We start from the raw sequence: 24,642 nt of genomic DNA, 5'->3' as shown, positions 1-24,642 counted from the left end.
GTGGCGCCGTGCATGTCCGCGGTCCGACTGCTCACCGCGGCCGAGGCACGGGCGGGACCCGGTCCGGAGCAGGTGCGGGGACGCCGCACCGCCGACGGTGGCGCCGTGCATGTCCGCGGTCCGACTGCTCACCGCGGCCGAGGCACGGGCGGGACCCGGTCCGGAGCAGGTGCGGGGACGCCGCACCGCCGACGGTGGCGCCGTGCATGTCCGCGGTCCGACTGCTCACCGCGGCCGAGGCACGGGCGGGACCCGGTCCGGAGCAGGTGCGGGGACGCCGCACCGCTGCCCGGCGGGTAGAGCAGGTGAAGCCGGCCGGACGTGCCGTGGTCAGCGCCCTGGAGCGGGAGAGCCACGACCGTACGGAGCGGACCGTCCGCGCCCTGCTCGGCGACGCGGAGTTCACGGCCCGGCGCGCCGAGGGCGGCGTCCTCACCCGGGAGGAGGCCGCCGCCCCGTGAACGGTCGGAGCCGGGAGTTCAGGACTTCGTCCGGAACTTCCTGATCGCCACCGGGGCCATCACCGCGGTGATCACCGCCGACCAGATCAGCGTCACCCACACGTCCTGGGCCACCGGGCCGCCGTTCATCAGCCCGCGGGCCGCGTCGGCCAGCGACGACAGCGGGTTGTGGTCGGTGAAGGCCCGCAGCCAGCCGGGCATGGAGTCGGTCGGGGCGAAGATCGAGGAACCGAACTGCAGCGGCATCAGCACCAGGAACCCCATTCCCTGGATGGTCTGGGCGTTCTTCATGGTCACGCCCATGGTGAGGAAGATCCACATGATCGAGGAGCCGAAGACCAGCGACAGTCCGACCGCCGCCAGGAGACCCGGGACGTCGTCCACGGACAGACCGAGCAGGAAGCCGACCGTCAACAGGATCGCGGTGGCGACCAGCATCCGGCCGATCTCGACGACGATCTTGGCGATCAGCACGGAGGAGCGGGCGATCGGCAGGGACCGGAAGCGGTCCATCACACCGCTTCGGAAGTCCTGGTTGAAGCCGGTGCCGACACCCATCGCGATGTTCATGCCCATCATCGCCATCAGTCCGGGGACGACGTAGTCGACGTAGGCGTCGTGGTTGCCCTTGCCGGCGATCGCGCCGCCGAAGACGAACACGAACAGCAGGGTGAGGACGATCGGCATCAGCACCGCGTCCATCATGGACTCCGGGTCCTGCCGGATCCACAGCAGATTGCGGCGGACCAGCGCACCGATGTGCCGGAGACTCCCGCGCAGACCGATCCGCCCGTCGTCGGCGGCTGCGGGAACGGTTGCCATGGCGACGCTCATGCCGCGACCTCCTGGGGGAGCGTGTCGGTGACGGAGGCGGTCCGCCGGCCGGTGATGGCCAGGAAGACCTCGTCCAGGCTGGGCAGTTCGGTCCCGATGTCGGAGACGGCGAAGCCCTGGGCGCCCAGCAGGCCCACGACGGCGGTCAGTTGCTCGTCGCTGAGGATCGGGATGTGGAGCACGCCCTCGTCCGGGACGGCCTGGACGCCGGCGACACCGTCGAGGCCCGCCTCGCGCACGGCCGACGCCATCGCGGCCAGCTGCGCCGCGTCGGCCGGCCGGATCCGCAGGGTGCGTCCGCCGACCTTCGCCTTCAGCTCGGCGACCCCGCCCTCGGCGATGACCCGGCCCCGGTCGACGACCGTCAGCGCGTGCGCCAGCTGCTCGGCCTCCTCCATGTACTGGGTGGTGAGCAGGACGGTGACGCCCTCGGCGACCATCCGCTGCACCTCGTCCCACACCTCGTTGCGGGTCCGCGGGTCCAGCCCCGTCGTGGGCTCGTCCAGGAACAGCACGGCGGGCCGGCCGATCATCGAGGCGGCCAGGTCGAGCCGGCGGCGCATACCGCCGGAGTAGGTGGCGGCCGGGCGCTTCGCGGCGTCCGTGAGCGAGAACCGTTCCAGCAGTTCGTCCGACCGGCGCCGGGCGTCCTTGCGGGACAGATCGAGCAGCCGCCCGATCAGGTACAGGTTCTCACGGCCGGACAGCTTCTCGTCCACGGAGGCGTACTGGCCGGTCAGGCCGATCGTGCGGCGGAGCTGCCGGGGCCGGCGCACCACGTCGTGGCCGGCGACCGTGGCGCGTCCGGCGTCGGGGGTGATCAGAGTGGAGAGGCAGCGGACCAGCGTGGTCTTGCCGGCGCCGTTGGGCCCGAGGACACCGAGGACGGTGCCCTCCCGGACATCGAGGTCCACCCCGTCCAGCGCCTTCGTCGCGCCATAGTGTTTGACGAGGCCCCGTACCTCGACGGCGTTGTTGTCGGTTCGCGTCATGAGGCCATCGTCCCGACCGCCGCCGACGGACCGCCGACATATCGCCGACGGGCCGCCGACACACGGCCGGAAGTCAGGACCGGCGGCCCTCGTCGTGGCCGAAGAGCCATGAACGTCGCGGCTTGCAGTGCTTCGCGCGAACCCTGACCCCGCCGTCGGTGAGGCCGTGCGGTTCGTTGCCGATGCCGTCGGTGATGACGGTGCGGACCCTGTCGCTCCTCGTGCTGATCACCGACAGGCTGTTGCTCCCGGCGTTGGCGAGGTACACCTGGCGGCCGTCGGCGGTGAAGGTGATGTTCTCGGGGTCCGGGCCGACGCCCTCGGTGACGACGTCGGTGACCTTCTGCCGCTTGGTGTCGACCACCGCGACGCTGCCCGGCTGGTCGGGGTCGTCCGCGTCCAGGCTGACGTAGAGGCGCTTGCCGTACGGGCTGAGGGCCAGGTCGTCCCGGGCGCCCGAGCCGTCCGCCGAGTGCCCACCGCCGTGTGCTCCGGGAGAACGAGCTCCGCACCGCGTCATCGCCGGGAAACGGCACATGCCGGGAGGGGTGGAGCTCCCCCTGGCCCGGTTCTCGCGGCTTAATCCGTTGCCGAACGGTCCGGCATGGGGTCTGCTGGTCGACCACGAGCGGCTGGACTTCTTCAACAGCAGCTCAGAGGCCGACAGCCGTCCGGCGGCTCCCGGGATCACCGTGACACGGGAGCACCGGCGGGAGGTGTTCGCCGGCTTCGGTGGTCGGGACGGACAGCCGTCTCCCGGGGCCAGGCCGGCCGCCGGGCCGCGGCGGACGAGGAGAAGGTGCGAAATGCCGGGAGTGGAGAATCCGCTGACCTACGCCCTGGGCGCGCTGCTGATCATTCTGCTGCCGGGGCCGAGCTCGCTGTTCACGCTGTCGGCCGCCGCACGGCTGGGGGTGAGGGCCGGCTACCGCGCCGCGGCGGGAGTGTTCCTCGGCGAGACCCTGCTCATGGTGGCGACGGCCGCCGGGCTCGCTTCGCTGCTCCAGGCCAACCAGCTTCTGTTCGCCGTCGTGAAGTACGCCGGCGCCGGCTACCTGACGTGGATCGCGGTGGGCATGATCCGGGCGGCATGGGCACTGTGGCGCCGCCGTGACGAGAAGACGGAGGACGCCGAGGGCGCCCCGGACCCGTCGGCGGGCGGAAGGCTGTTCCGGCGCTCGTTGGTGATCACCGTCCTGAACCCGAAGGCGATCTTGTTCTTCATCTCGTTCTTCGTGCAGTTCGTCGATCCCCGGTACGCGCACCCGGGGCTGTCCTTCGCCCTGCTCGCACTCGTCTACCAGGTCATCAGTGTCGCGTACGTGACCGCGTTGATCCTCGGCGGTACGTACCTCGCCACGCAGTTCCGCCGCCGCCGGAAGCTGTCGGCGGGCCTCACGACGGGGGCGGGGGCGCTGTTCCTCGGTTTCGCGGCGAAGCTGGCCACCACGAGCGGCTGAGCATCGCCCGGCGTCCGCCGGGGCTCGTGGCGGATCTCTTCGAGCTGTCGTTGCTCTCGGCAGACCGCCCGGGCCGGCCCCGGCCGCATCAGGAAAGGAGGCAGCCCGCCGACGGGGGAAGATCGGCGGGCTGCCGTGGTGCCGCAGTGGATCGTGAGGCACGGGTGGTGCCGGTACGGGCGCCGGCGCCCGGCGGTCAGTGGAAGGTGTGCTCCTCGGCAGGGAACGCACCGCCGACGACGTCCTCGGCGAACGCCTTCGCCGCGTCGCCCAGCGTCTGCCGCAGATTCGCGTACTGCCTGGTGAAGCGCGGCACCTTGCCGCCCGTCAGCCCGGCCATGTCCGTCCAGACGAGGACCTGCGCGTCCGTGTCCGGGCCGGCGCCGATACCGATGGTCGGGATGTGCAGCGAACGGGTGACCTCGGCCGCGAGCTCCGCGGGTACGAGTTCGAGGACGACGGCGAACGCTCCCGCGTCCTGGGCCGCCTTGGCGTCGCTCAGCAGCCGGTGGGCCGCCTCGTCCCCGCGGCCCTGCACCCGGTAGCCCATCGTGTTGACCGACTGCGGGGTCAGACCCAGGTGGGACATGACCGGGATGCCAGCCTGCACCAGCATCTCGGTCTGCGGCAGGGAGCGCTCCCCGCCCTCCAGCTTGACGGCGCCGACCCCGGCCTCCTTGACCAGCCGGGTAGCCGAGCGCAGCGCCTGGACGGGGCCCTCCTGGTACGAGCCGAAGGGGAGGTCGCCGACGATCAGGGCTCGCCTGGTACCCCGTACGACGGCCGCGGACAGCAGCGTCATCTCGTCCATCGTGACGGGCACGGTGGAGTCGTAGCCGAGGTGGCAGTTGCCCATCGAGTCGCCGACCAGCATCACCGGGATGCCGGCCTCGTCGAAGACGGACGCCGTCATGGCGTCGTAGGCGGTGAGCATGGGCCACTTCTCGCCGCGCTCCTTGGCGGCGGCGATGTCGTGAACGGAGATGCGGCGAGTGCCCTTGCCGCCGTACAGCGCCTTGCCGCTGCTGTCGGCGGGCTGCGTCTGGGCAGCCTGAAGCGTCATGGTGAACGGCTCCTTCGTCATCTCGAGGCGCCCTGACGGCGTCCCCGGACCGCGTCCATGGTGGCATCCCCGCGCCCGCCGCGTGAAGTGGCCCCGTTCACACTGCCGCAAAGTTGGCCGGTCCCGACACCAACGGCGCAGCATTTCTATACGAGACGGTGCCGTATAGAAATACGCTGCGGTCATGTCCACACCGCCGGGCGCACCCCCCGCCCCACCCCGGGTTCCGGAAGCCGTTCACCGACGCCGCTGGCTCATTCTGGCCGTCCTGATGTTCACCGTGCTCATCATGGTGCTGGACCACTCGGTCCTCAACGTGGCGGTCAAGACCATCGCCTCCCCGGCGCCCGTGGGTATCGGCGCCACACAGGGGGAGCTGGAATGGGCCATCAACTCCTACACCCTCGTCTTCGCCGCCCTGCTGTTCACGGCCGGTCTGATCGGCGACCGCGCGGGCCGCAGGAGGACCCTGCTGTTCGGCATGGCCGTGTTCGGCGTCGGCTCGGCGCTGGCCGCGTTCTCCGGCTCGTCCGGCGAGCTCATCGCGTACCGCGCGGTGATGGGCCTCGGTGCCGCGTTCGTGATGCCGGCGACCCTCGCCGTTCTCATGAACGTCTTCGAACGGGACGAGCAGCCCAAGGCCATCGGCATCTGGGCGGGCGGAGTGGGTATCGCCATCGCCCTCGGTCCGCTCACGGGCGGCCTGCTGCTCGAACACTTCTGGTGGGGTTCGATCTTCCTGGTGAACGTGCCGGTGGTGGTCGTCGGCTTCGCCGCGATGGCCCTGCTCGTCCCCGACTCCCGGGACCCCGAACCCGGCCGGATCGACCCCGTCGGCGTGCTGCTGTCCATCGTCGGGCTCGTCCTGCTCGTCTACGGGATCATCCACGGCGGTGAGCTCGCCTCGCTCTCCGACCGGTCCGTGCTGCTGCCCCTGGTCGGCGGGCTCGCCGTGCTGGCGGTATTCGTGGTGTACGAGCACCGCATCGACCACCCGGCGCTGGACTTCTCGCACTTCAGGAATCCCGCGTTCTCCGCCGCGATCACCGCGACCGCCCTCGCCTTCCTCTCGATGATGGGCGTCGCGTTCTTCTCGGTGTTCTACCTCCAGAGCGTGCTCGGCCACAGCCCGCTGCAGGCCGGTCTGCTGGTGCTGCCCCTCGCGGTGGCGCAGTCGCTGTTCGCGCCGCGTGCCCGGCTGGCCGTCGCCCGGTTCGGTGCCAAGGCGACCTGCACGGCCGGAATGATGATGATCGCGACCGGGCTCGCCTGCTTCGCCTTCTTCGACGCCTCGACCCCGCTGTGGGCGCTGGAGCTGGCCTTCTTCGTGCAGGGCGCCGGCATGGGCCACGTCATGTCGCCCGTCACCGTCACGGTCATGCAGGCGCTGCCGAGGGAGAAGGCGGGCGTGGCCTCCGCGATCAACAACACCTTCCGGCAGATCGGCGGGGCGCTGGGCGTGGCCGTTCTCGGCTCGCTGCTGTCGGCCGCGTACCGGGGCGGGATCGAGAGCACCCTGGAGCGCGCCCCCGGCGTCCCGGACGAGGCGAAGCACGCGGCGGGCGAGTCTCTGGAGGCGACACTGGCCGTGGCCGAACGGCTCGGCCCGGCCGGACAGCTCCTGATCGCGCCCGCGCACCAGGCGTTCCTCGTCGCCATGCACCTGGCGGCACTGTGCGCGGCGACGGTGACGCTCATCGGCGCGGTCGTCGTGGCCATGTATCTCCCCGGCCGACGGAAGCCCACGGACGCACCGGCCCTGCCGGACGAGCGCCCGGCGGCGGGGGTGGCGCGGGGATGACCGGGGTCCGCGAGAATCGAGGGACCCGCCGAGGGGCGGACCGGGAGTCGCGACGAGGCGCACATCACGGAAGGGCGCCACGGGGAGGGCGGGGCGGAGTGGAGGCGGCTGTGGCGAGCGGGACCGGAGCGACACGGGGCACGGGTACGGGAACGGGCGGGCCCCCGGGTGCCGCGAGCGCCGCCGGGGCGGGCGCGAGCGCTCCGCGGCGCGGCCGGCCCCGCAGTGAGGCGGCGGAGCGCTCGATCCGCGAGGCGGTGGTGACCCTGCTGGAGGAGGGGCTGCCGCTGGGCGACATCTCCATCGAGCGCATCGCCCGTACCGCCGGGGTCGGCAAGGCCACCATCTACCGGCGCTGGGCCGACAAGGAGGAGTTGTTCGTCGACGTCCTGCGGGACATCGAGCCGCCGGATCCCGAGATGCCCGGCACCTCCGCCCGTGACGACCTCGTCGTCATGCTGGAGTCGGTCCGCCTCCGCGGCCTCGCCCAGCGCTCGTCCGCGCTGCTGCACAACGTGCGCGCCCAGATGAAGAGCCACCCCAGGTTGTGGGACGCGTATGTCGCGACCGTCATCGACCCGCGCCGGGCGACCGTGCTGGAGATCCTGCGCCGCGGCGTCGCCCGCGGCGAGATCCGCGACGACCTGGACATCGACCTGCTCAACGACCTCCTGGTCGGCCCGATGCTCGTGCGCGCCGTGATGCGCCCCGACGCCCCGCTGCCCGGTGACCTCGCGGAACGCATGGTCACGGCGGTGCTGGAGGGCCTCGGGCCGTCGTCGTCCTGACCGTCCGGCAGGAGGGGGCCGCGACCGTGCGGCGGTGGCCGTAGCTCGTCCGGACCGTCGCGCCGCCATCCCGGCCGTTCCGCCTTCGCCGGGCCTGTCCGGCCTCCCCGCCGCACGGCCAATATGCGCGTTCTGTCACAGCCGCGCGGTCGCGAACCTTGATCGGAACCCGTCGCGGCGCCCGGCCGTCCTCGAACCCGTACGGCAGAAACACACCCGGTATCGCCTAGGGTCGTGGCGGGCGAGGTGTGCAGGGCAAGGCAGTGAGGACTATGCACATGCGGCAGGCATACATGACGGAATCGGGACACGGCAGCGCGGAGGACCCCCGCCCCGGTTCCCGGATCCGGGCCCTGCTCGACCGTCTGCGGAGCGATCGGGGGATCTGGCGGCGCGGTGTCGTCCTCGCGATCGTCGCGGTGGCCACCGGCCTGCTGATGGTCCTCCACGCGCAGATCCCCAACAAGATCGGCAACGTGGGCAGTCTCACCGAGACGTTCCTGCCCTGGCTGGGGCTCCTGGTGCCGGTGCTGCTGGTCCTCGCGTTCCTGCGGCGGTCGGCGACGGCGCTGGTCGCGCTGCTCGTCCCGGCGATCGTGTGGCTGAACCTCTTCGGCGGACTGCTCACGGACAAGTCGGGCGGCGGGGAGGTCCTCACCGTCGCCACCCACAACGTGAACGCCGAGAACACCGACCCGGAGGGCACCGCCCGCGAGGTCGCCGCCTCGGGCGCCGACGTCGTGGCTCTGGAGGAACTGACGGGCGACGCGGTCCCGGCGTACGAGAAGGCGCTGGCGTCCCGGTACCGCTACCACTCCGTCCAGGGCACGGTCGGGCTGTGGAGCAAGTACCCGATGAACGACACCCGGCCCGTCGACATCCAGCTGGGCTGGGTCCGCGCGATGCGCTCCACCGTGGCCACCCCGTCCGGCGACCTCTCGGTGTACGTGGCACACCTGCCGTCGGTGCGGGTCAAGATGAACGCCGGTTTCACCGCCAGCCAGCGGGACACCAGTGCCGACGCGCTCGGCGAGGCGATAGCACATGACCCGGTGGGCAGGGTCGTCCTCCTGGGAGACCTCAACGGCACGATGAACGACCGCGCCCTGAACGCGGTCACCTCGCAGATGCGCTCCACACAGGGCGCCGCGGGCGACGGTTTCGGCTTCAGCTGGCCGGCGTCGTTCCCGATGGCCCGGATCGACCAGATCATGGTGAAGGGCGTCGAGCCGGTCTCGTCCTGGACGCTGCCCCGCACGGCCAGCGACCATCTGCCCATAGCGGCCGGTATCCGTTTCTGACCCGGTTCGCCCCGTCTTCCCGGCTCCCGTCTTCCCGGGTCTCGCCTTCCCGGCGATCGCGCGGTGACCGCCGGGCTGCTCGACCGTACGGCGAAGGGGGCTTCCCCGACGACGCGGGAAGCCCCCTTCGTCACGGACGGGCCGCGCGTCAGCGCGCCGTCGTCTCGCGCCAGCGATTCGTGATCGGCAGCCGGCGGTCCTTGCCGAAGCCCTTCGCGGAGATCTTCGTGCCCGGCGGGTACTGCCGCCGCTTGTACTCGGCGGTGTCGACGAGCCGCAGCACCCTCGTCACCAGCTCCTCGTCGTAGCCCGCCGCCACGATCGCGTCCTTGCCCTGGTCGCGGTCGACGTACAGCTCCAGGATCCCGTCGAGCACGTCGTAGTCGGGAAGCGAGTCGGTGTCGACCTGCCCCGGCCGCAGTTCGGCGCTCGGCGGCTTGACGATCGAGTTCTCGGGGATCGGCGCGGTCCTGCCGCGCTCCTCGGCCGCCCGGTTGCGCCACTTCGCCAGCCTGAAGACGGAGGACTTGTACACGTCCTTGATCGGCCCGTACGCGCCGACCGAGTCGCCGTACAGCGTCGAGTAGCCCACCGCCAGCTCGGACTTGTTGCCCGGTGCGAGCACGATGTGGCCCTCCTGGTTGGAGACGGCCATCAGCGTCGTCCCGCGCAGCCGTGACTGGAGGTTCTCCTCCGCCAGACCGGTCAGCGAGAGCGAGCCCATGAAGGCGTCGAACATCGGCTCGATCGACACGGTGCGGAAGTTCAGCCCCGTGCGCCGGGCGAGTTCGGCCGCGTCGTCCCGGGAGTGGTCCGAGGAGTACTTGGACGGCATGGAGAGGCCGTAGACGTTCTCCGCCCCCAACGCGTCGCAGGCGATCGCGGCGACCAGTGCGGAATCGATGCCTCCGGAGAGGCCGACGACGACCGAGCGGAAGCCGTTCTTGGCGACGTACGCGCGCAGTCCGACGACCAGGGCCGAGTACACCTCCTCCTCGTCGTCGAGCCGCTGCGCGTAGCCGCCCGTCAGCTCCGGCTCCCACGACGGGAGCGGGTCCTCGGAGAGGACGATCCGGTCGACGGTCAGCCCGTCGTCCACCAGGCCCGTAGGGGCGTCGGCGTCCGCGGCCGGGAGGTCGAGGTCCAGGATCACACTGCCCTCGGCGAACTGCGGTGCGCGTGCGATCACCTCCCCGTCCCGGTCGACGACGATCGAGTCGCCGTCGAAGACGAGCTCGTCCTGGCCGCCGATCATCGCGAGGTACGCGGTGGTGCAGCCGGCCTCCTGGGCGCGCTTGCGGACCAGTTCCAGTCGGGTGTCGTCCTTGTTCCGCTCGTACGGCGAGGCGTTGATCGAGACCAGCAGCCCGGCCCCGGCGGACCGGGCGGCGGGGACCCGGCCGCCGTCCTGCCAGAGGTCCTCGCAGATGGCGAGCGCGACGTCGACGCCGTGGACGCGGACGACGGGCATGGTGTCGCCCGGCACGAAGTACCGGAACTCGTCGAAGACGCCGTAGTTGGGCAGGTGGTGCTTGGCGAACGTCAGCGCCACCCGGCCGCCGTGCAGTACGGCCGCGGCGTTCCGCGGGGCGCCGGCTGGCTGGCCGTACCGCGGCTGGGCCTTCTCGGAGCGGTCGAGATAGCCGACGATCACGGGGATCTCCCCGAAGCCCTCGTCGGCGAGACGCACGGCGAGCGCGCGCAGGGCGGCCCGTGACGCCTCGACGAAGGACGACCGGAGGGCCAGGTCCTCGACGGGATAGCCGGTCAGCGCCATCTCGGGGAACGCGATGAGATGCGCCCCCTGCGCGGCGGCGTGCCGGGTCCAGTGCACGATCGACTCGGTGTTGCCGGCGAGGTCGCCGACGGTCGAGTCGATCTGATTCAGGGCGAGGCGAAGTTGAGGCACGGGCCCAGTGTAATCGTCTTTCTGACGCGATGTCCCGGCGGTGTGGTGCGCGCCACCCCGGGGCGCCCGGGGCGCGGGTCCCGGTGGAGGGAGGCGTCCTCCGCCGGGGCGTGGTGATCAGTCCTCGTACGCCAGCGTCGTCATCATCCCGGACTCCGAGTGGTAGATGTTGTGGCAGTGGAACATCCACAGCCCCGGATTGTCGGCGTCGAAGTCCGCCACCAGTTTGCGGTGCGGCAACAGGATCGCCGTGTCCTTGCGGGCGCCCAGTGCGTCGATGCCGGCCAGGGCGAAGGTGTGGCCGTGCAGGTGCATGGGGTGCCACATGTCCGTGGCGTTGATGACCACCAGCCGCACCCGCTCGCCGTACTCGATCCTGTGGAGCACCTCAGGGTCGTACGGCTGCCGGTCGAAGGCCCAGTCGTACCGCTTCATGCCGCCGGTCAGCGTGAACCGGATGAGACGGTCGGGGCGGCGCCGGTCCAGTGCCACCGACTCCTCGGGCCGCAGGTGCGCGGACGACTGCAGCACCCTGCGGTCCAGCTCCGACGGGCGGGTGGACGGCTTGGGCGTGTCCCCGCGGCCCGTCCGCAGCACGGCCATCGCCGAGCCCCTCTTGCCCTCCGCCAGCGCCGTGAACGGGAACACCCCGTCCTTCGCGGTGACCATCACGTCGTACCGCTCGGCCATGCCCAGCAGCACCGCGTCTGTCTTGTACGGGTGGACGGGGAAGCCGTCCGAGTGGACGACGGTCATCTCGTGTCCGCCGAGCGCCACCCGGAAGGCCGTCTCGCCGCCCGCGTTGATGATCCGCAGCCGGATCCGGTCGCCCGGCTTCGCCTTGAACTCGGTCGGGTCGTCCGCCGTGCGCCCGTTGATCAGGTAGTACGGGTATGCGACATCGCCGGCGTGGCCGCCGAGCAGCTTGCTCACGGCGTCGCTCATCAGCCGGCGCGGGCCCCTGCCGCCGGCCGGCCCGGGCGCATCGCGTCCGGCGTCCGGGTCCTCGGCCCGGGCCGGCCCGTACCCGGCGTCGACCCCGCCGGTCGGCCGGGACCGCGGACGCCCGTCGCGCTCCTCGTCGGCTCCGTCCTCGCGGTCCCGGCCGCGCCGGTCGTCCCCGTCGCCGTCGTGGCCGCCGTCGTGCGCGTTGCCGTGGCCCATGGCGGGCTTGCCCTTGCGGAGCTGCGACAGCACGTCGTCCGGTGTGGACCCGCCCACGCCGTCGATCCAGTCGTCCAGGACGATGACCCACTCGTGGTCGTAGGAGAGCGGCTCCTTCGGGTCTTCCACGATCAGGGGCGCGTACATGCCGCTGTCGATCTGCACGCCGTAGTGGGGGTGGAACCAGTACGTGCCGGCGTGCGGCACGGTGAAGCGGTACGCGAAGGTCCCGCCCGGCTTGACCGCCGGCTGCGTCACGTCCGGCACGCCGTCCATCTTGTTCTCGAGGGCGATGCCGTGCCAGTGCACGGTGGTGGGCACCGGCAGGTGGTTGGCCAGGGTGAGCTCGAGCGTGTCCCCGGCGTTGATCCGCACCTCCTTGCCCGGCAGCCGGTCGTTGTACGTCCACGTCCTGAACGCGCGTCCGCGGCCGATGTCGACCGTGCTGGGCGTGGCCGTGAACGTACGTGTGCGGAGCGGGCCCACGCTGCGCACCGCCGCCGGGCCGCCGACCTTCTTTCCGTCGGCAGGTAGGGACCCCTCGGCCGGGGCACCCGCCGCGCCACGGCCGCCGTCGTCCGACCCGCCGCCGGAGCAGGCGGCGAGCAGCCCCGATCCGGCGGCGGCGATCCCTGCACCGAGTACGGCGCGACGGGTGCGAGAGGTCTGACGAGTGTGCTCCTGACTGGACATGGCCCTCCGGTCGGTCGAACATGCGCGCACCACCCCCGCAGGGGGACGGGCCCCGGGCGGGGCTGAACGCGGCACGACCTAGCATGGGGCACGATGCCCGAAACATCCGGTACATCCAGAACTGTCGCGCTGCTTATCGCACTCGGCGCCCTGCTCTACACGGCATGGGTGCTCGAACTGCTCCTGGCCACCGGCCTCGACCCGGTCCGGGCGTACGTCAGCGAACTCTCGGCGGCGGACCAGCCCTTCGGCGGCCTGTTCCGCGCCACGGACCTCGCCGCCGGGCTGCTCGTCCTCGCCGGGGCGGCCGTCGCCCTGCCGACGCGTCCGAGACGGCCGTGGTCCGTCGCGGGCTGGACCGCCCTCGCCGTGTTCGGCCTGGCGACCGCCCTCGACTCACGGCTGCCGCTCAGCTGCGCGCCCACCGACGACCCGGAGTGCGCCGCCCTGGAGACGGCGGGCCTCGTTCCGGCCACGCACACCGCGCACGCCGTCAGTTCCGGTCTCGCCATGACGGGCGCGCTCACCGGCATGGTCGCGCTCACGATCGCGGCCCGCCGCTACCACCGGTGGCCCGCGCTGGGCCGGTTCGGGCCGGGTCTCGTGGCCGTCGAACTCGGCGCCACCGCCTGGACGCTGACCGCCGTCGCCGCCTTCGAGGCGGGCCGCGGCATCTGGTGGCTCGGCGCCGGGCAGCGACTCCAGGTGCTGGTCGTGGCAGGGTGGCTGGCGGTACTCGCGCTGTCCATGGCGCGGGACGGCAGCAGCCGGCCGGGTGCGCGGCCGGGGGCGAGGGGGACGGCGTGACGTTCGTGCGGATCGGAGGAGTGCCCCACCACGTGGTGGTCGAGGGCAGCGGACCCGTCTGCGTCCTCAGTGCGGGCCTCGCCATGAGCTGGTTCGACTGGGACCCCGTCGTGCCCCTGCTTGCCCCGTACCGCACGGTCGTCCGCTTCGACCGGCCGGGGCACGGGCTGAGCGGCGCCGCCGTGGTGCCTCCGTCCGCCGCCGGGGAGGCCCACCGCATCGCCGGGATCCTCGACGCCCTCGGGCTCGGCGGACCGCCCGCCACCGTCGTCGGACATTCCATCGCCGGCTTTCACGTGGAGGCCTTCGCCCGGCTCCACCCCTCCCGTACGGCCGGACTCGTCCTGGTCGACGCCAGCATCGAGGAGGACGCCGGAGCACCCCGCGCGCCCGCCGTCCGTACGGCCGCGGCACACGGCCTCGGCACGGCGCTGACGGCGGTCGGAGCGCCCGCCGCGGTCGGCCCGGCCCTCCGCCGGGCCGTGGTCCGGCTGTTCCGCGAAGGCGGGGGTGACCCGGCTCCCGCCACGCTCGTGCGCCGCTGCTACGGCACCTCGCGCGTGCTCCAGGGCGCGTTGCTGGAGAACACCCACTACCGCGCGGTCGCCGCCGAACTGCTCGCCCTGCGCACCCGGTTCCCGCTTCCGCACGGTGTGCCCGTGACCGTGCTGGCCGCGTCGGACGGCCGCGGCCGCCGCTCGACGGGGCGCTGGCTGGCACGGCAGCGCGCACTCGCCGCGGAACTCGGCGACGCGCACTTCGAGGCCGTCGAGCCCTCAGGGCACATGGTCATGCTGGACCGCCCGGACGCGGTGGCCCGGGCGGTCCTGAAGCCGGGGTGAGGGGCAACGTCAGGCCGCCCGGTACCGGTCACCGGCCCGTCGGCGAGCCGGCGGTGGCCGCCGACGTGGCGGCGGCGGTGTGGCCCGCTGGGTCTGCCGCGTACCCGCGTACCCCTGAACCAGGGGGGAGGGGCCGCGGCGGTGCGGCCCGCTGGGTTTCCGCTGGTCCGCCCCGTACCCGTGCACCAGGGTGGCGCCCCTGCGGCGTACGCCGACCGACGCCGGATCAGGCCCGTGCGTACACCTGCTCGACCCACTGGGCGAGTTGGTCCTCCGACAGGTGCTGCGCCAGGTCCGCCTCGCTGATCATGCCGACGAGGCGCTTGTTCTCGATCACGGGGAGCCGGCGGATCTGGTGCTCCTGCATCTCGTGGAGTACGTCGCCGACGTCCGCGCCCGAGTCGATCCAGCGCGGGGTGCCGCGGGCCATGTCGCCCGCCGTGATCTTCGACGGGTCGTGGCCCATGGCCACGCAGCCGACCACGATGTCGCGGTCGGTCAGGATGCCGCACAGCCGCTCGTCGGCGTCGGCGATGGGCAGCGCGCCCACGTTCAGCTCGCGCATCAACTGCGCGGCACGGTCGAGAGTTTCGTGCGCCGGGATCCACTGGGCCCCGGGATGCATGATGTCCTTGGCGGTCGTCATGGGGTTCGTACCTCCTGGGCGCGGCCCACGCCCGTCGTCCACCCGATGTCTCACCCGTTCGTCCCACGCGGGTGGAGAGCAGTCGTCTGACGACAACCCTGCCGACGTCGCGCGCCACGGGCCGGGCCTCCCCGGCCGGGACTGCGGGGACTTCTTCGACGTGCACGCCGGCACCCGGGGCGGCGGGTAGCCGGGCGAATGGTCCCGGCGGACGCCGAGGAAGCCGTCTTCGACCTTACCGCCGACGCCGTGGCGGCGCCCGACGGGACGACCGGCCTCCGCGGCCCCCTGGCGCCGGGGCCCGCGAGGGGTGCGCTTCGGGAGTGCGCGCCCGCCTGGGCGGGGTGTCCGCCCGGCCCACGCGGGCGCGCCGGTCTCAGGAGCGGGGCGCCGCGCCCCGCTTCTCCAGGAGATCCGCCATCAGGTCCATCTCGGACTGCTGGGCGTCGACCATCCCCTGGGCCAGGGCCTTCTCCTGAGGCACGGTGCACAGGTCCGCGCAGCCCTCCGCCATCGCGACACCGCCCTTGTGGTGGTCGGTCATCAGCTGCAGGAAGAGGACCTCGGCCTGTTTGCCGCTCGCCTTGGCCAGCTGGTCCAGCTCGGCCTGCGTGGCCATCCCCGGCATCACCGCCCCGGCGCCGGCCCGCTGCCCGCCGTGGCCGCTTCCGTGCCCGTCCTCGCCGTGGGCCTGCTCCATCCAGGCCATCGGTTCGGTCCCGGACTCCACCTTCGGCAGCTTCCACAGATCCAGCCAGCCCAGCAGCATGCCGCGCTGGTTCGCCTGGGTGTTGGCGATGTCGTAGGCGAGCCGCCGTACCTCCTCGTCCTGCGTACGGTCCCGGACGATGAAGGACATCTCCACCGCCTGCTGGTGGTGGACGGCCATGTCGCGGGCGAAACCCGCGTCGGCCGAGCCCGCCGCGGGGGCGGCCGAGGCCCCCGCGCCGTCCCCGCGCCCGCCGGGGTGCCCGTCGCCGCCCGCGGACGCGACCGCGGCCGCGCCCGCGAACAGCAGCGCCAGCACCACCGCGGCGATCGAGACCCAGTGCGTACGCGTCAGGGTGAGGGTCACGCGCTCAGTCCGCCCGTGCACGCGGCGCCCGGCTCGGGCGTCTGCGGACCCTGCACGTACTTGGTGAAGAACTGGTCCACGCGCGGGTCGTCCGCGCCCTCGACCGTCACCTGCTTGCCCCAGGCGCTGAGCATGATGGCCCCGGCCTGGTCCTTCACCGGGCTCATCATCGAGTACGAGGTCCTGCCGACCTTGTCCTTGAGCTTCTGCACCTCCGCGGCCGGGGCCTTGTCGCTGTACGTGACCCACACGGCGCCGTGCTCCAGCGAGTGGACGGCGTTCACCTCGGGGATCGGCTTGTCGTAGACGTTGCGGTCGCAGTTCATCCACGCCTGGTGGTGGTCACCGCCGACCGGCGGCTTCATCGGGTACTTCACGGCCGTGGTGACGTGGTTGCGCCCGAGCTTCTTGGCGTCCCAGGACTTCTCGTCCTTGATCGGCGCCTTGGCGGCGGCCTCGGCCTGCTCCTTCTTCTCGGACTCCTTGTTCAGCACGTACGCGCCGAAGCCGACGAGCCCCGCCACCAGGACCGCGCTGAGCGAGATCGTGATGACGCGGTTGCGGCGCTCACGGGCCTGTTCGGCGCGGCGCATCTCCTCTATGCGGGCCCGGCGGTCGTTCGTCTTGTTGTTCGTCCTGCTCGACACTCTGCTTCGTCCTTCTGCGTCGGGGGGTGGGGTGTGCGCGTGATCGCACGGCCGCGGGCCGTGGCCTGCGCGGACTGGCGGTGGAACGGTCCTGCTAGGTCCGCAGCACCTGAAGGACGTGGAGATCCGGGGCGCGGGGGAGCGCACCGGTGCGCGGTGGGCCGCCCGCGACGCGGTCGGGCACGGCGCCGGGCGGAAGCCCGGCCGGTGCCGGCGGCGCGTCCTGGGGCGGGGCGGTGAGGACACCGGGCGCCAGGTGCGGGAAGAGCCCGCAGTCGCCGCGGTCGTACGGACAGGTGTACGCGGCGGCGGAGCCGGCCCGGGCGTCGCCCGGCACGGCACGGGTGATCCCGCCGGCCGGACCGGCGGCCCGGGTCTCCCCGGTCTCCCGGTGGGTGCCGTGCTCGCGTGCCGCCCCGGCGCTGCCCGTGTCGGCCTGTCCCAGGCAGAGGAAGAGCGCGGCGAGGAGCGTCGCCACGGCACTCCCCAGCGCCATGGGACGCGCGGTGTGCGCGGTGCGGGCGTTCCGTATGCCCCCCATGGGCGCAGATGGTAACGGCGGGTACGTGCTCCACGTCATACGGGGTGCGTAATCTGGGCGAAACCCCGGGTCGTGATACTGAAGCTCCTCCTCTACGCCCTGGCGGTGGTGCACAGGCCGTCTGAACTGCAAGGATGTGGCTATGGACAAGCAGCAGGAATTCGTGCTCCGCACGCTCGAGGAGCGCGACATCCGGTTCGTACGCCTGTGGTTCACCGATGTGCTCGGCTTCCTGAAGTCGGTCGCGGTGGCCCCCGCCGAGCTCGAGCAGGCCTTCGACGAGGGGATCGGCTTCGACGGCTCCGCGATCGAGGGCTTCGCCCGCGTGTACGAGTCGGACATGATCGCCAAGCCGGACCCGGGCACCTTCCAGATCCTGCCGTGGCGCGCGGAGGCCCCCGGTACGGCGCGCATGTTCTGCGACATCCTCATGCCCGACGGCTCGCCGTCCTTCGCCGACCCCCGCTTCGTCCTGAAGCGGATCCTGGCGAAGACCTCGGACCTGGGCTTCACGTTCTACACACACCCCGAGATCGAGTTCTTCCTGCTGAAGGACCGGCCGCTGGACGGCTCGCGCCCCACCCCCGCGGACAACTCCGGATACTTCGACCACACCCCGCAGAACGTCGGCATGGACTTCCGCCGCCAGGCCATCACCATGCTGGAGTCCATGGGCATCTCGGTGGAGTTCAGCCACCACGAGGGCGCGCCGGGCCAGCAGGAGATCGACCTCCGGTACGCGGACGCGCTCTCCACCGCGGACAACATCATGACGTTCCGGCTGGTCATGAAGCAGGTCGCGCTGGAGCAGGGGGTCCAGGCGACCTTCATGCCGAAGCCGTTCTCCGAGCACCCCGGCTCCGGCATGCACACGCACCTGTCCCTCTTCGAGGGCGACCGCAACGCGTTCTACGAGTCGGGTGCCGAGTACCAGCTCTCCAAGGTGGGACGTTCCTTCATCGCCGGCCTGCTCAGGCACGCAGCGGAGATCTCGGCCGTCACCAACCAGTGGGTCAACTCCTACAAGCGCATCTGGGGCGGTTCGGCCCGCACCGCCGGCTCCGGCGGCGAGGCCCCCTCGTACATCTGCTGGGGCCACAACAACCGCTCGGCCCTGATCCGCGTCCCGATGTACAAGCCGGGCAAGACCGGCTCCGCGCGCATCGAGGTCCGCTCACTCGACGCCGGCGCCAACCCCTATCTCGCCTACGCGGTCCTGCTCGCCGCGGGCCTCAAGGGCATCGAGGAGGGCTACGAGCTCCCGGCCGGCGCCGACGACGACGTCTGGGCGCTCTCGGACTCCGAGCGCCGCGCCATGGGCATCGAGCCGCTCCCGCAGAACCTCGGTGAGGCGATCATGCTGATGGAGCGCAGCGAACTGGTCGCGGAGACGCTCGGCGAGCACGTGTTCGACTTCTTCCTCCGCAACAAGAAGCAGGAGTGGGAGGAGTACCGCTCCGAGGTGACCGCCTTCGAGCTGCGGAAGAACCTGCCGGTGCTGTAGGGGCAGGGCAAGGCGGTTTCCCGGTGATTCGGCGAGCGGGGCCGACGGTCCGTGGCCGTCGGCCCCGCGTCGTCATGGCCGTCCCCGGGTCGTCGGTGAGGCTTGCACGGCGCCGCCTCGTCGCCGAGTCAGCTCGTGACCCCTCCGGTGACGACCAGTGCGAAGTCCGCGTCGGTCGCGGAGGTCTCGACGTGTCCGTCCGCGTTGACCTGGTCGGCGACGACCTCGATCGTCCAGGTGCCGGCGGCGGGGGTTTGGACGAACACGTTCTCTACGGTGTCGATCGTGTTCGCCGAGCCGCCCGGAGTCGACCAGTTGTCCGCCGCGAGTCCGTTGTTCCCCCAGTACACGGTGCCGTTCGGGGCGGTGAGCTTCAGAGTCAGATCGTTGACGCGCGCCTGGGCCGCCGACGGTGAGCCCATCGGATCGGTGTAGGCCATCGTCGCCTTCAGCGGCCGGCTGCCGTCGGTGGTCAGCGTGTACGTCGCGGTCTGGCCCACCGTGAGCACGTCCGTCTCGTCGACCAGGATCGGCAGCCGCCAGCCGTTGTCCTGCGCCTGCTGGTACAGGTTGCCGACGCCGGCCGTACCCCAGCCCTGCTTCATGCGGGCCAGGTCGTGGGACGCGCCCGTGAAGGGGTACTGGTCGGCCGAGTTGATCAGCAGTGCCTTCGCGGTGGCGGCGTGCGGCCGGGACGCGAAGACGTCGCGGTCCAGACCGGGGCCGCCGTCGAAGACCCCGTCCGCCCACATCTGGAAGACGAGACCCGCATAGCCGCAGGTGATCGGGGTGGAGGCGCTGGTGCCGCTGAACGTGCCGGTGTACGCGGCGTCGCCGCCGCCCGCGGTGGTGTGGACCGCGTCGTAGTAGTTCGACAGGTCGGGTTTGATCCGCCCGTCCGCGGCCGGGCCGATGCTTGCGCCGCCGTTCCACGCGTCGTCGGTGCGGGAGGCGGTGTCGTAGTGGAAGGCGCCGCCGACGGACAGCACGTTCTTCGCCCACGCCTGTGGCCGGGCGGAGCGGTTGCCGGTGTTGCCCTGGGACTGGCAGATCAGGATGTCGTGGTCGAAGACGATGTCGTCCATCGCCGCCGACGTGGAGTTGTAGCCGAACGTCAGCGCGCTGCCCCAGCTGTTGGACTGGAACACTGCCCGGTACGGGCCCGCCGGGTCGACGAGTTGCGCGGTGTGGGCCCACCGGTCGGACACCAGGCTGTGGGCGGCGAAGATCGGCTGCGCCTGGGGGAGCAGGCCGCGGGCGGTGGCGTTGACGCCCGAGGCGAAGACCTGCCCGTACGTCGAGGTGCCGTGGTTCGTGCTGGCGGTGTTGGCGGTGTGCAGGATCGGCGGGAACGCCGCGAACTCCTGGTGCGTGGTGCGCAGTCCGGTGTCCATCACCTCACCGCGCACGCCTTGGCCGAGATACCCGGACGCGCTCTCGACCGCGTCGGCGCCGCCCGCGGCGCGGGCGTTGTCCATGTCCACTTCGGGCGCCGTCCAGACGTCGAGCGCGAGCACCGCGTCCAGGTGTGCCACGGCAAGCGCCTGCGCCGGCTTGAGGGTTGCCTCGATCAGCTGCAGGCCCGCCGATGCGCCGTCGACCCTCCCGCCGATCGCGGTGATCCGCTGGGCCACCGCCCGCTGGTCGGCGGCGTCCGGTTCCACGAGCGTGACGACATAGCGGCGGCTGCCCGGCCGCACGGCGCCGCCTTCCAGTTTGTCGCCGGCGTCGTACGGTCCCACCCACCGCACGTACGGCAGCGCGGCGACCCGCCCTCGGGCCGCCTTGTCCATCCGCACCACGTACGTAGCGTCGGGAATGTAGGCGCCGATCCGGGCACCGAGGGCCGCCAGTTCGGCGCGATGGCCGTCGAGCGGTGTAGTCGTGAACTGGACCAGGTACGTTCGGCCGTCCTTCGTCCGCAGGTTCCCCCGCGGCCGGCTGCGCTCTCCCTCCGGCGTCGTCGGATCGAAGGTGCGTGTGCGCAGCCGGACGTGCGTGGGCTGCCGGTCCAGGCGGTCGTGGGCGGCGGCGGGACGGGTGGGTCCGGCGCGGTCGGGGTCCGCCGGGACGGACAGGGCGGGGCTGGCGGATGCGGCCAGGGCCAGGGCGAGGACGGTGTAGGCCGCTGTGCGTGCGGGGTTACGCATGGGGGCTCCTGGACGGAAATCCACCGCGTGGGTGCGGGCGGGCGAAACCGATCGAGGAACGCTAACCGGTCACATACGGTCAGAAACCCACTGAACGGGTGATGGCGGCTCAAAGAATCCCGCAGTTGGCCCTATAGTCGCGGCGTGCAAATGCTGTGGACCCTCGTGGGAGTCGGGTCGGCGGTCGTGGCGGCGGTGTTGCCCGGCGCGGCAGCGCCGGTGGCGAGCCAGGACGCGGGGCGCGTCGCGCGCCAGCCCGGCACCCTGTCGATCACCGTGCCGGCCGCGGTGAACTTCGGCTCGACCTTTCCTGGTTCCTCGATCAGCCGGCAGCTCGGTGACGTCCGGGTGTCGGACAGGCGCGCCGGTCAGAACACCGTTTGGACCGCGACGGTGTCCGCGACCGACTTCACCACGCCGGGCGGCGGTACCGCCCGGCAGATCTCCAGGAGCCAGTTCTCCTACTGGTCGGGCCAGGCCACCGCGACCACCGGCAGCGGCACCCGCGTACCGGGGCAGGCCACGAGCGGGCAGGCGCAGGGCCTGGGCGCCCCGCGTACGACATTCAGAAAGGCGTCGGGCAACGGGGCCAACACCACCCGCTGGCGTCCGACGCTGATCGTCGCGGTGCCGGAGACCGCCGTGAGCGGCACCTATACCGGGACGATCACTCATTCAGTGGCATGATCCACCGCGAATGCCCTGCCTTCTTCGCATACCGACCTATGGTGGCCCTGTGCGCAGAAGACTCTTGATCCCGTGTGTCGCCCTCGCCTTGGCGGGTGTGTCCTCCCTGCCCGCGTCCGCCCAGCCCTCGGGGGACACGACCGTGACGTTCAGCGTGTCGACGTCGAACCTCACGATCGAGGTGCCCGCCTCACGCAACCTCGGGTCCGGGTTCCCGGGGCAGACCATCAGCGGTCAGCTCGGCACCGTGACGGTGAACGACGGGCGGGCCGCGGCGAGCGCCACGTGGACGGCGTCGGTGGTCTCGACGCAGTTCGACACCGGAATCGACGACCCCGCCGAGATCATCCTGCCCAACCTGGTGCAGTACTGGTCCGGCCCGGCGACCGACACCACCGGCACCGGCACCTTCGTGCCCGGCCAGCCCACGAGGAGCGACCGGGTCACGATGGACCAGCCCCGTACCGCGTTCTCCAAGACCTCGGGCAGCGGGAACAACACCGCGAGCTGGAACCCCACCCTGGAGATCACCATTCCGCCGGACGCCGTCGGCGGGCTCTACAGCGGGACGGTGACCCATTCGGTGGCATGACCCCGTAGGCGGACTTCTCCTCGCGGTGTCACTGCTCGTCGCATCGGTCGCGCCCGCGACCGCGGAAACGCCACGACGGTCCTCCGACGACGTGAGCGTCGGCATCCGGCTCGTCGACGCGCCCGTCAGCCGCCGCGACGACGAGCGAGCCCACCGGTACGTCATCGACCACGTCGGACCGGGCGAGAGGATCCGCAGGCGGATCGCGGTCACCAACCTGTCGGACCGTCGGTACCGCGTGCTGCTCTACCCCGCGGCCGCCGCCGTCCACCGAAAGGACGGCTTCGTCTTCGCCCCCGGCCGTACCGGCAACGAGCTCACCGACTGGGTGACGCTCGAGCCCGGCGAACTCGTCCTCGCGCCCGAGGAGACGGCGAAGGTGTGGACCGAGATCACCGTGGCGGACGACGCGACCCGCGGCGAGCACTACGGCGTCGTCTGGGCGGAGATCAGTCCCGAGCACGAACCCGCGGAGCAGGTACGCAACGTGGTCCGCGCGGGGGTGCGCATGTACCTGTCCGTCGGGCCGGACGGGGAACCGCGATCGGACTTCCGTGTCGACGACCTCACCGGGGCCCGCACCGCGGCCGGCGTCCCCGTGGTCACGGCCCGGGTGAGGAACACCGGTGGGCGGGCCCTCGATCTCACGGGGAAGCTCACCCTGTCGGACGGGCCGGGCGGGCTGTCTGCAGGCCCGTTCAACGTCAGGGCGGGCACCGTCGGCCCGGGCCACTCGACGACGGCGAAGGCCACACTCGACCGGCGGCTGCCGGACGGTGCGTGGACCGCACGACTGACCCTCGTGAGCGGCCGTGTCGAACGGGAGACCACCGGCCGTATCACCATCGGCACGAAGCCGGCCACCCAGCGCGGCGGGGACACCGCGATGTCCGTGCTCACGGTCGGCAGCCTGGTTTCGGTCGCCGCGACGGCGCTGCTCGCCGCCTACGCGTACCACCGCCGCAACCGCGTCCGCTGACCCGGAGGCACGAAGACGGGCCGACAGACCGTGCGTCAGCCGTTCGACGTCGACGACCGTCGTTGACAAGGGTCAGACGGTGTGCCGCTGCGACAGCGGGGCCGGGGCCTCCTGGACGATCCAGCCGTTGCCGTCCGGGTCCTGGAAGAACATGAAGGAGTTCCAGGGTTCGCCCTTGCCCGGTGCCCAGCCCGACGGGGCGACGTGCTGCACCGCGCTGACCTCGACGCCGCGGGCGAGCAGTTCGTCGTGGGCCGACCCGATGTCGGGGACGCAGAGCTGGAGGCCCTGGATCACTCCGGGAGCCATCGTCGTCTGGCCCGGTGCCGGTGGCATGCCCTCGCCGATGACGATCGAGCAGGTGGAGCCCGGTGGGGTCAGCTGGAGGATGCGGACGCCGTCCGAGATGTGTGTGTCGTGGTCGACGGTGAAGCCGCACCTGTCGGCGTAGAAGGCCCTCGCCCGCTCCACGTCGGAGACGGGGACGACGACCACTTCCAGGGTCCATTCCATGGGCACCGCCCCGGGTGGCTCGTGCGGACCGCGCGGGGGTGGTTCCCCCAGAACAGTGTGCGCCGGGACGGAGGGCGCCCGCGACGCGGCGGTGCGGCTGCACGTGGGGCGGCCTCCCGGCCCGGTGGTGTCCGGACCTCGGGCCGCCGGCGCGGCGTGGGCCCTCCTGATGCCGCCGGCGACGAGCCGGGTTCGGTGCACGTCGCCGGTCGGCGGACACGTCCGGCCCGGGGCAGGCCGGTGAGCCGTGACGCGGTCAGCGGCCAGTGGTCAGCGGTCCGCCAGCGGGGCCGGGGCCTCCTGGACGATCCAGCCGTTGCCGTCCGGGTCCTGGAAGAACATGAACGAGTTCCAGGGCTCCTCGCCCCTGCCGTCCGCCCAGCCCGACGGTCCCACGTGGCGCACCGGACCGACCACGACACCGCGGTTCACGAGCTCCTTCCGGGCAGCCTCGATGTCGGTGACGCAGATCTGCAGGCCCTGCAGTGAACCCGGTGCCATCCGGGGCTGTCCCGGGGACTCCGGCATCCCGGACTCCAGGACGATCGAGCAGCGTGAACCGGGCGGGGTGATCTGCACGAGCCGGGCGCCCTCGAACGGCGACATGTCGAGATCGGCGGTGAACCCGCACCGGTCCACGTAGAAGTCCTTGGCCCGGTCGACGTCGGTGACCGGGATGGCGACCACTTCGAGGGTCCATTCCATGGGGTGGCCTCTCTCCTCTTCCATGACGGGCCGGGGCTTGCGTGACGGGTTGGGCCGGCCGCGGTGAGGGTCTCGTCAGCGGGTCGTTCCGTCGGGTCGGGCCGGCTCGGTGCTCCCGACGTCCGTCCGGCGGACGGCCCGGCCGGTGTCCGGTGGGCGACCGGGCGCGGGTGGCTCAGCGGGTGCAGCGCCGGCGGGTCCGGCTGTACGTCTCGGGGTTTCGGCCGAAGCCGAAGGTCGTGACGGGTGCCACCTCGAAGACCAGGGCGCGGTCGCCCCCGCCCTTGTGCCGGAAGACCATGTCCCGGACCTCGAAGTGCCACTCCGGACCGTACTTCTCCCGCCGGGCCGGGGCCAGCCGGGCGAGCCCGAGGGCTGTGCGCCGTCCGGCCGGACCGCGAGCAGCGGTGTGACGTGCGGGCGGCCCTCGGGGCGCACGGTCGACAGCCGGAAGGTCTCGGACTTCGCAGGCTGGGCCACCGCCTTCG

Annotated in this window: 25 protein-coding genes; 11 read left to right on the top strand and 14 right to left on the bottom strand. The window is 72.0% G+C overall.

Features of this window, described 5'->3' with window-relative positions:
- Positions 1-206: 206 nt before the first annotated feature.
- Positions 207-461: a hypothetical protein gene (locus QMZ92_RS27495; RefSeq protein WP_283300201.1), complete on the top strand. Its 255-nt coding sequence runs from the start codon at positions 207-209 to the stop codon at positions 459-461.
- A gap of 18 nt (positions 462-479) precedes the next feature.
- On the opposite strand, the gene QMZ92_RS27490 is transcribed toward QMZ92_RS27495, so the two are convergent.
- The 3 genes from QMZ92_RS27490 to QMZ92_RS27480 all read right to left on the bottom strand — a co-directional run bounded on the left by QMZ92_RS27490 (position 480) and on the right by QMZ92_RS27480 (position 2,825).
- A complete protein-coding gene (locus QMZ92_RS27490) occupies positions 480-1,295 on the bottom strand; it encodes an ABC transporter permease (RefSeq protein WP_283300200.1) in 816 nt (271 codons plus the stop codon).
- Positions 1,292-2,287 carry an ATP-binding cassette domain-containing protein gene (locus QMZ92_RS27485; RefSeq protein ID WP_283300199.1) on the bottom strand — a complete coding sequence of 332 codons (996 nt, stop codon included), beginning with the start codon at positions 2,285-2,287 and terminating at the stop codon, positions 1,292-1,294. Before QMZ92_RS27485 ends, QMZ92_RS27490 begins: the two co-directional genes overlap by 4 nt.
- Before the next feature lie 73 nt (positions 2,288-2,360).
- Positions 2,361-2,825, bottom strand: a complete 465-nt coding sequence (locus tag QMZ92_RS27480) for a YncE family protein (protein ID WP_283300198.1) — start codon at positions 2,823-2,825, stop codon at positions 2,361-2,363.
- Between the two features lie 268 nt (positions 2,826-3,093).
- On the opposite strand from QMZ92_RS27480, the gene leuE reads away from it, so the two are divergent.
- Positions 3,094-3,747, top strand: coding sequence for a leucine efflux protein LeuE (gene leuE / locus QMZ92_RS27475; RefSeq protein WP_283300197.1), 654 nt, complete (start codon positions 3,094-3,096; stop codon positions 3,745-3,747).
- A 196-nt stretch (positions 3,748-3,943) separates the two neighbouring features.
- On the opposite strand, the gene panB is transcribed toward leuE, so the two are convergent.
- A complete protein-coding gene (panB, locus tag QMZ92_RS27470) occupies positions 3,944-4,810 on the bottom strand; it encodes a 3-methyl-2-oxobutanoate hydroxymethyltransferase (RefSeq protein WP_283300196.1) in 867 nt (288 codons plus the stop codon).
- Between the two features lie 184 nt (positions 4,811-4,994).
- Here panB and QMZ92_RS27465 point away from each other — a divergent pair, with 184 nt between their 5' ends.
- The 3 genes from QMZ92_RS27465 (at position 4,995) to QMZ92_RS27455 (ending at position 8,700) form a co-directional block, all read left to right on the top strand.
- On the top strand, positions 4,995-6,611 hold the full coding sequence (locus QMZ92_RS27465; RefSeq protein ID WP_283300195.1) for an MFS transporter: 1,617 nt from the start codon (positions 4,995-4,997) through the stop codon (positions 6,609-6,611).
- A 110-nt stretch (positions 6,612-6,721) separates the two neighbouring features.
- Complete coding sequence (locus tag QMZ92_RS27460) at positions 6,722-7,399, top strand: TetR/AcrR family transcriptional regulator (RefSeq protein ID WP_283300194.1); 678 nt, start codon at positions 6,722-6,724, stop codon at positions 7,397-7,399.
- A gap of 278 nt (positions 7,400-7,677) precedes the next feature.
- Positions 7,678-8,700 carry an endonuclease/exonuclease/phosphatase family protein gene (locus QMZ92_RS27455; RefSeq protein WP_283300193.1) on the top strand — a complete coding sequence of 341 codons (1,023 nt, stop codon included), beginning with the start codon at positions 7,678-7,680 and terminating at the stop codon, positions 8,698-8,700.
- A 148-nt stretch (positions 8,701-8,848) separates the two neighbouring features.
- Here QMZ92_RS27455 and QMZ92_RS27450 read toward each other — a convergent pair whose 3' ends face one another.
- Both QMZ92_RS27450 and QMZ92_RS27445 read right to left on the bottom strand, forming a co-directional pair.
- The gene (locus QMZ92_RS27450; RefSeq protein WP_283300192.1) at positions 8,849-10,609 is read right to left on the bottom strand and encodes an NAD+ synthase; all 1,761 of its coding nucleotides are present in this window, start codon (positions 10,607-10,609) and stop codon (positions 8,849-8,851) included.
- A gap of 117 nt (positions 10,610-10,726) precedes the next feature.
- A complete protein-coding gene (locus tag QMZ92_RS27445; protein ID WP_283300191.1) occupies positions 10,727-12,466 on the bottom strand; it encodes a multicopper oxidase family protein in 1,740 nt (579 codons plus the stop codon).
- 93 nt (positions 12,467-12,559) lie between these two features.
- On the opposite strand from QMZ92_RS27445, the gene QMZ92_RS27440 reads away from it, so the two are divergent.
- Both QMZ92_RS27440 and QMZ92_RS27435 read left to right on the top strand, forming a co-directional pair.
- Positions 12,560-13,273, top strand: a complete 714-nt coding sequence (locus tag QMZ92_RS27440) for a DUF998 domain-containing protein (RefSeq protein WP_283300190.1) — start codon at positions 12,560-12,562, stop codon at positions 13,271-13,273.
- Positions 13,270-14,115 carry an alpha/beta fold hydrolase gene (locus tag QMZ92_RS27435; protein WP_283300189.1) on the top strand — a complete coding sequence of 282 codons (846 nt, stop codon included), beginning with the start codon at positions 13,270-13,272 and terminating at the stop codon, positions 14,113-14,115. Before QMZ92_RS27440 ends, QMZ92_RS27435 begins: the two co-directional genes overlap by 4 nt.
- Before the next feature lie 226 nt (positions 14,116-14,341).
- On the opposite strand, the gene QMZ92_RS27430 is transcribed toward QMZ92_RS27435, so the two are convergent.
- The 4 genes from QMZ92_RS27430 to QMZ92_RS27415 form a co-directional block, all read right to left on the bottom strand.
- Positions 14,342-14,761, bottom strand: coding sequence for a CBS domain-containing protein (locus QMZ92_RS27430; RefSeq protein WP_138055715.1), 420 nt, complete (start codon positions 14,759-14,761; stop codon positions 14,342-14,344).
- Between the two features lie 376 nt (positions 14,762-15,137).
- Positions 15,138-15,836 carry a DUF305 domain-containing protein gene (locus tag QMZ92_RS27425; RefSeq protein ID WP_283300188.1) on the bottom strand — a complete coding sequence of 233 codons (699 nt, stop codon included), beginning with the start codon at positions 15,834-15,836 and terminating at the stop codon, positions 15,138-15,140.
- Complete coding sequence (locus QMZ92_RS27420; protein WP_283300187.1) at positions 15,833-16,483, bottom strand: thioredoxin-like domain-containing protein; 651 nt, start codon at positions 16,481-16,483, stop codon at positions 15,833-15,835. Before QMZ92_RS27420 ends, QMZ92_RS27425 begins: the two co-directional genes overlap by 4 nt.
- Before the next feature lie 94 nt (positions 16,484-16,577).
- Positions 16,578-17,024 carry a hypothetical protein gene (locus tag QMZ92_RS27415; RefSeq protein WP_283300186.1) on the bottom strand — a complete coding sequence of 149 codons (447 nt, stop codon included), beginning with the start codon at positions 17,022-17,024 and terminating at the stop codon, positions 16,578-16,580.
- A 142-nt stretch (positions 17,025-17,166) separates the two neighbouring features.
- On the opposite strand from QMZ92_RS27415, the gene glnA2 reads away from it, so the two are divergent.
- A complete protein-coding gene (gene glnA2 / locus QMZ92_RS27410) occupies positions 17,167-18,528 on the top strand; it encodes a gamma-glutamylpolyamine synthetase GlnA2 (RefSeq protein ID WP_269730800.1) in 1,362 nt (453 codons plus the stop codon).
- 128 nt (positions 18,529-18,656) lie between these two features.
- Here the strand turns inward: glnA2 and QMZ92_RS27405 are convergent, their stop codons facing one another.
- A complete protein-coding gene (locus QMZ92_RS27405; protein WP_283300184.1) occupies positions 18,657-20,678 on the bottom strand; it encodes a DUF8729 domain-containing protein in 2,022 nt (673 codons plus the stop codon).
- Between the two features lie 144 nt (positions 20,679-20,822).
- Here QMZ92_RS27405 and QMZ92_RS27400 point away from each other — a divergent pair, with 144 nt between their 5' ends.
- The 3 genes from QMZ92_RS27400 to QMZ92_RS27390 all read left to right on the top strand — a co-directional run bounded on the left by QMZ92_RS27400 (position 20,823) and on the right by QMZ92_RS27390 (position 22,936).
- The gene (locus QMZ92_RS27400; protein ID WP_283300183.1) at positions 20,823-21,365 is read left to right on the top strand and encodes a hypothetical protein; all 543 of its coding nucleotides are present in this window, start codon (positions 20,823-20,825) and stop codon (positions 21,363-21,365) included.
- A gap of 49 nt (positions 21,366-21,414) precedes the next feature.
- On the top strand, positions 21,415-21,957 hold the full coding sequence (locus QMZ92_RS27395) for a hypothetical protein (protein WP_283300182.1): 543 nt from the start codon (positions 21,415-21,417) through the stop codon (positions 21,955-21,957).
- Positions 21,958-22,048: 91 nt separating this feature from the next.
- The gene (locus QMZ92_RS27390) at positions 22,049-22,936 is read left to right on the top strand and encodes a peptidase (RefSeq protein ID WP_283300181.1); all 888 of its coding nucleotides are present in this window, start codon (positions 22,049-22,051) and stop codon (positions 22,934-22,936) included.
- Between the two features lie 72 nt (positions 22,937-23,008).
- On the opposite strand, the gene QMZ92_RS27385 is transcribed toward QMZ92_RS27390, so the two are convergent.
- The 3 genes from QMZ92_RS27385 to QMZ92_RS36120 all read right to left on the bottom strand — a co-directional run bounded on the left by QMZ92_RS27385 (position 23,009) and on the right by QMZ92_RS36120 (position 24,455).
- Positions 23,009-23,449 (bottom strand): VOC family protein, encoded by a 441-nt coding sequence (locus QMZ92_RS27385; protein WP_283300180.1) that lies wholly within the window; start codon positions 23,447-23,449, stop codon positions 23,009-23,011.
- Positions 23,450-23,719: 270 nt separating this feature from the next.
- Positions 23,720-24,154 (bottom strand): VOC family protein, encoded by a 435-nt coding sequence (locus tag QMZ92_RS27380; RefSeq protein ID WP_283300178.1) that lies wholly within the window; start codon positions 24,152-24,154, stop codon positions 23,720-23,722.
- Positions 24,155-24,329: 175 nt separating this feature from the next.
- Positions 24,330-24,455, bottom strand: coding sequence for a hypothetical protein (locus QMZ92_RS36120; RefSeq protein ID WP_349307770.1), 126 nt, complete (start codon positions 24,453-24,455; stop codon positions 24,330-24,332).
- Positions 24,456-24,642 lie beyond the last annotated feature (187 nt).

Origin of the sequence: Streptomyces sp. HNM0645 (assembly GCF_030056615.1) — a bacterium.
GTDB lineage: Bacteria > Actinomycetota > Actinomycetes > Streptomycetales > Streptomycetaceae > Streptomyces > Streptomyces marianii.
This window is presented reverse-complemented; position numbering and strand designations above follow the sequence as displayed.

Excerpts from the sequence above, each read along its gene's own strand:
- QMZ92_RS27445 (WP_283300191.1), bottom strand. The coding sequence starts at position 12,466 with ATGTCCAGTCAGGAGCACACTCGTCAGACCTCTCGCACCCGTCGCGCC.
- QMZ92_RS27490 (WP_283300200.1), bottom strand. The coding sequence starts at position 1,295 with ATGAGCGTCGCCATGGCAACCGTTCCCGCAGCCGCCGACGACGGGCGG.
- QMZ92_RS27415 (WP_283300186.1), bottom strand. The coding sequence starts at position 17,024 with ATGGGGGGCATACGGAACGCCCGCACCGCGCACACCGCGCGTCCCATG.
- QMZ92_RS27465 (WP_283300195.1), top strand. The coding sequence starts at position 4,995 with ATGTCCACACCGCCGGGCGCACCCCCCGCCCCACCCCGGGTTCCGGAA.
- leuE (WP_283300197.1), top strand. The coding sequence starts at position 3,094 with ATGCCGGGAGTGGAGAATCCGCTGACCTACGCCCTGGGCGCGCTGCTG.
- QMZ92_RS27480 (WP_283300198.1), bottom strand. The coding sequence starts at position 2,825 with ATGTGCCGTTTCCCGGCGATGACGCGGTGCGGAGCTCGTTCTCCCGGA.
- QMZ92_RS27380 (WP_283300178.1), bottom strand. The coding sequence starts at position 24,154 with ATGGAATGGACCCTCGAAGTGGTCGCCATCCCGGTCACCGACGTCGAC.
- QMZ92_RS27430 (WP_138055715.1), bottom strand. The coding sequence starts at position 14,761 with ATGACGACCGCCAAGGACATCATGCATCCCGGGGCCCAGTGGATCCCG.
- QMZ92_RS27440 (WP_283300190.1), top strand. The coding sequence starts at position 12,560 with ATGCCCGAAACATCCGGTACATCCAGAACTGTCGCGCTGCTTATCGCA.
- QMZ92_RS27405 (WP_283300184.1), bottom strand. The coding sequence starts at position 20,678 with ATGCGTAACCCCGCACGCACAGCGGCCTACACCGTCCTCGCCCTGGCC.
- QMZ92_RS27495 (WP_283300201.1), top strand. The coding sequence starts at position 207 with ATGTCCGCGGTCCGACTGCTCACCGCGGCCGAGGCACGGGCGGGACCC.
- QMZ92_RS27385 (WP_283300180.1), bottom strand. The coding sequence starts at position 23,449 with ATGGAATGGACCCTGGAAGTGGTCGTCGTCCCCGTCTCCGACGTGGAG.
- glnA2 (WP_269730800.1), top strand. The coding sequence starts at position 17,167 with ATGGACAAGCAGCAGGAATTCGTGCTCCGCACGCTCGAGGAGCGCGAC.
- panB (WP_283300196.1), bottom strand. The coding sequence starts at position 4,810 with ATGACGCTTCAGGCTGCCCAGACGCAGCCCGCCGACAGCAGCGGCAAG.
- QMZ92_RS27485 (WP_283300199.1), bottom strand. The coding sequence starts at position 2,287 with ATGACGCGAACCGACAACAACGCCGTCGAGGTACGGGGCCTCGTCAAA.
- QMZ92_RS36120 (WP_349307770.1), bottom strand. The coding sequence starts at position 24,455 with ATGGTCTTCCGGCACAAGGGCGGGGGCGACCGCGCCCTGGTCTTCGAG.
- QMZ92_RS27455 (WP_283300193.1), top strand. The coding sequence starts at position 7,678 with ATGCGGCAGGCATACATGACGGAATCGGGACACGGCAGCGCGGAGGAC.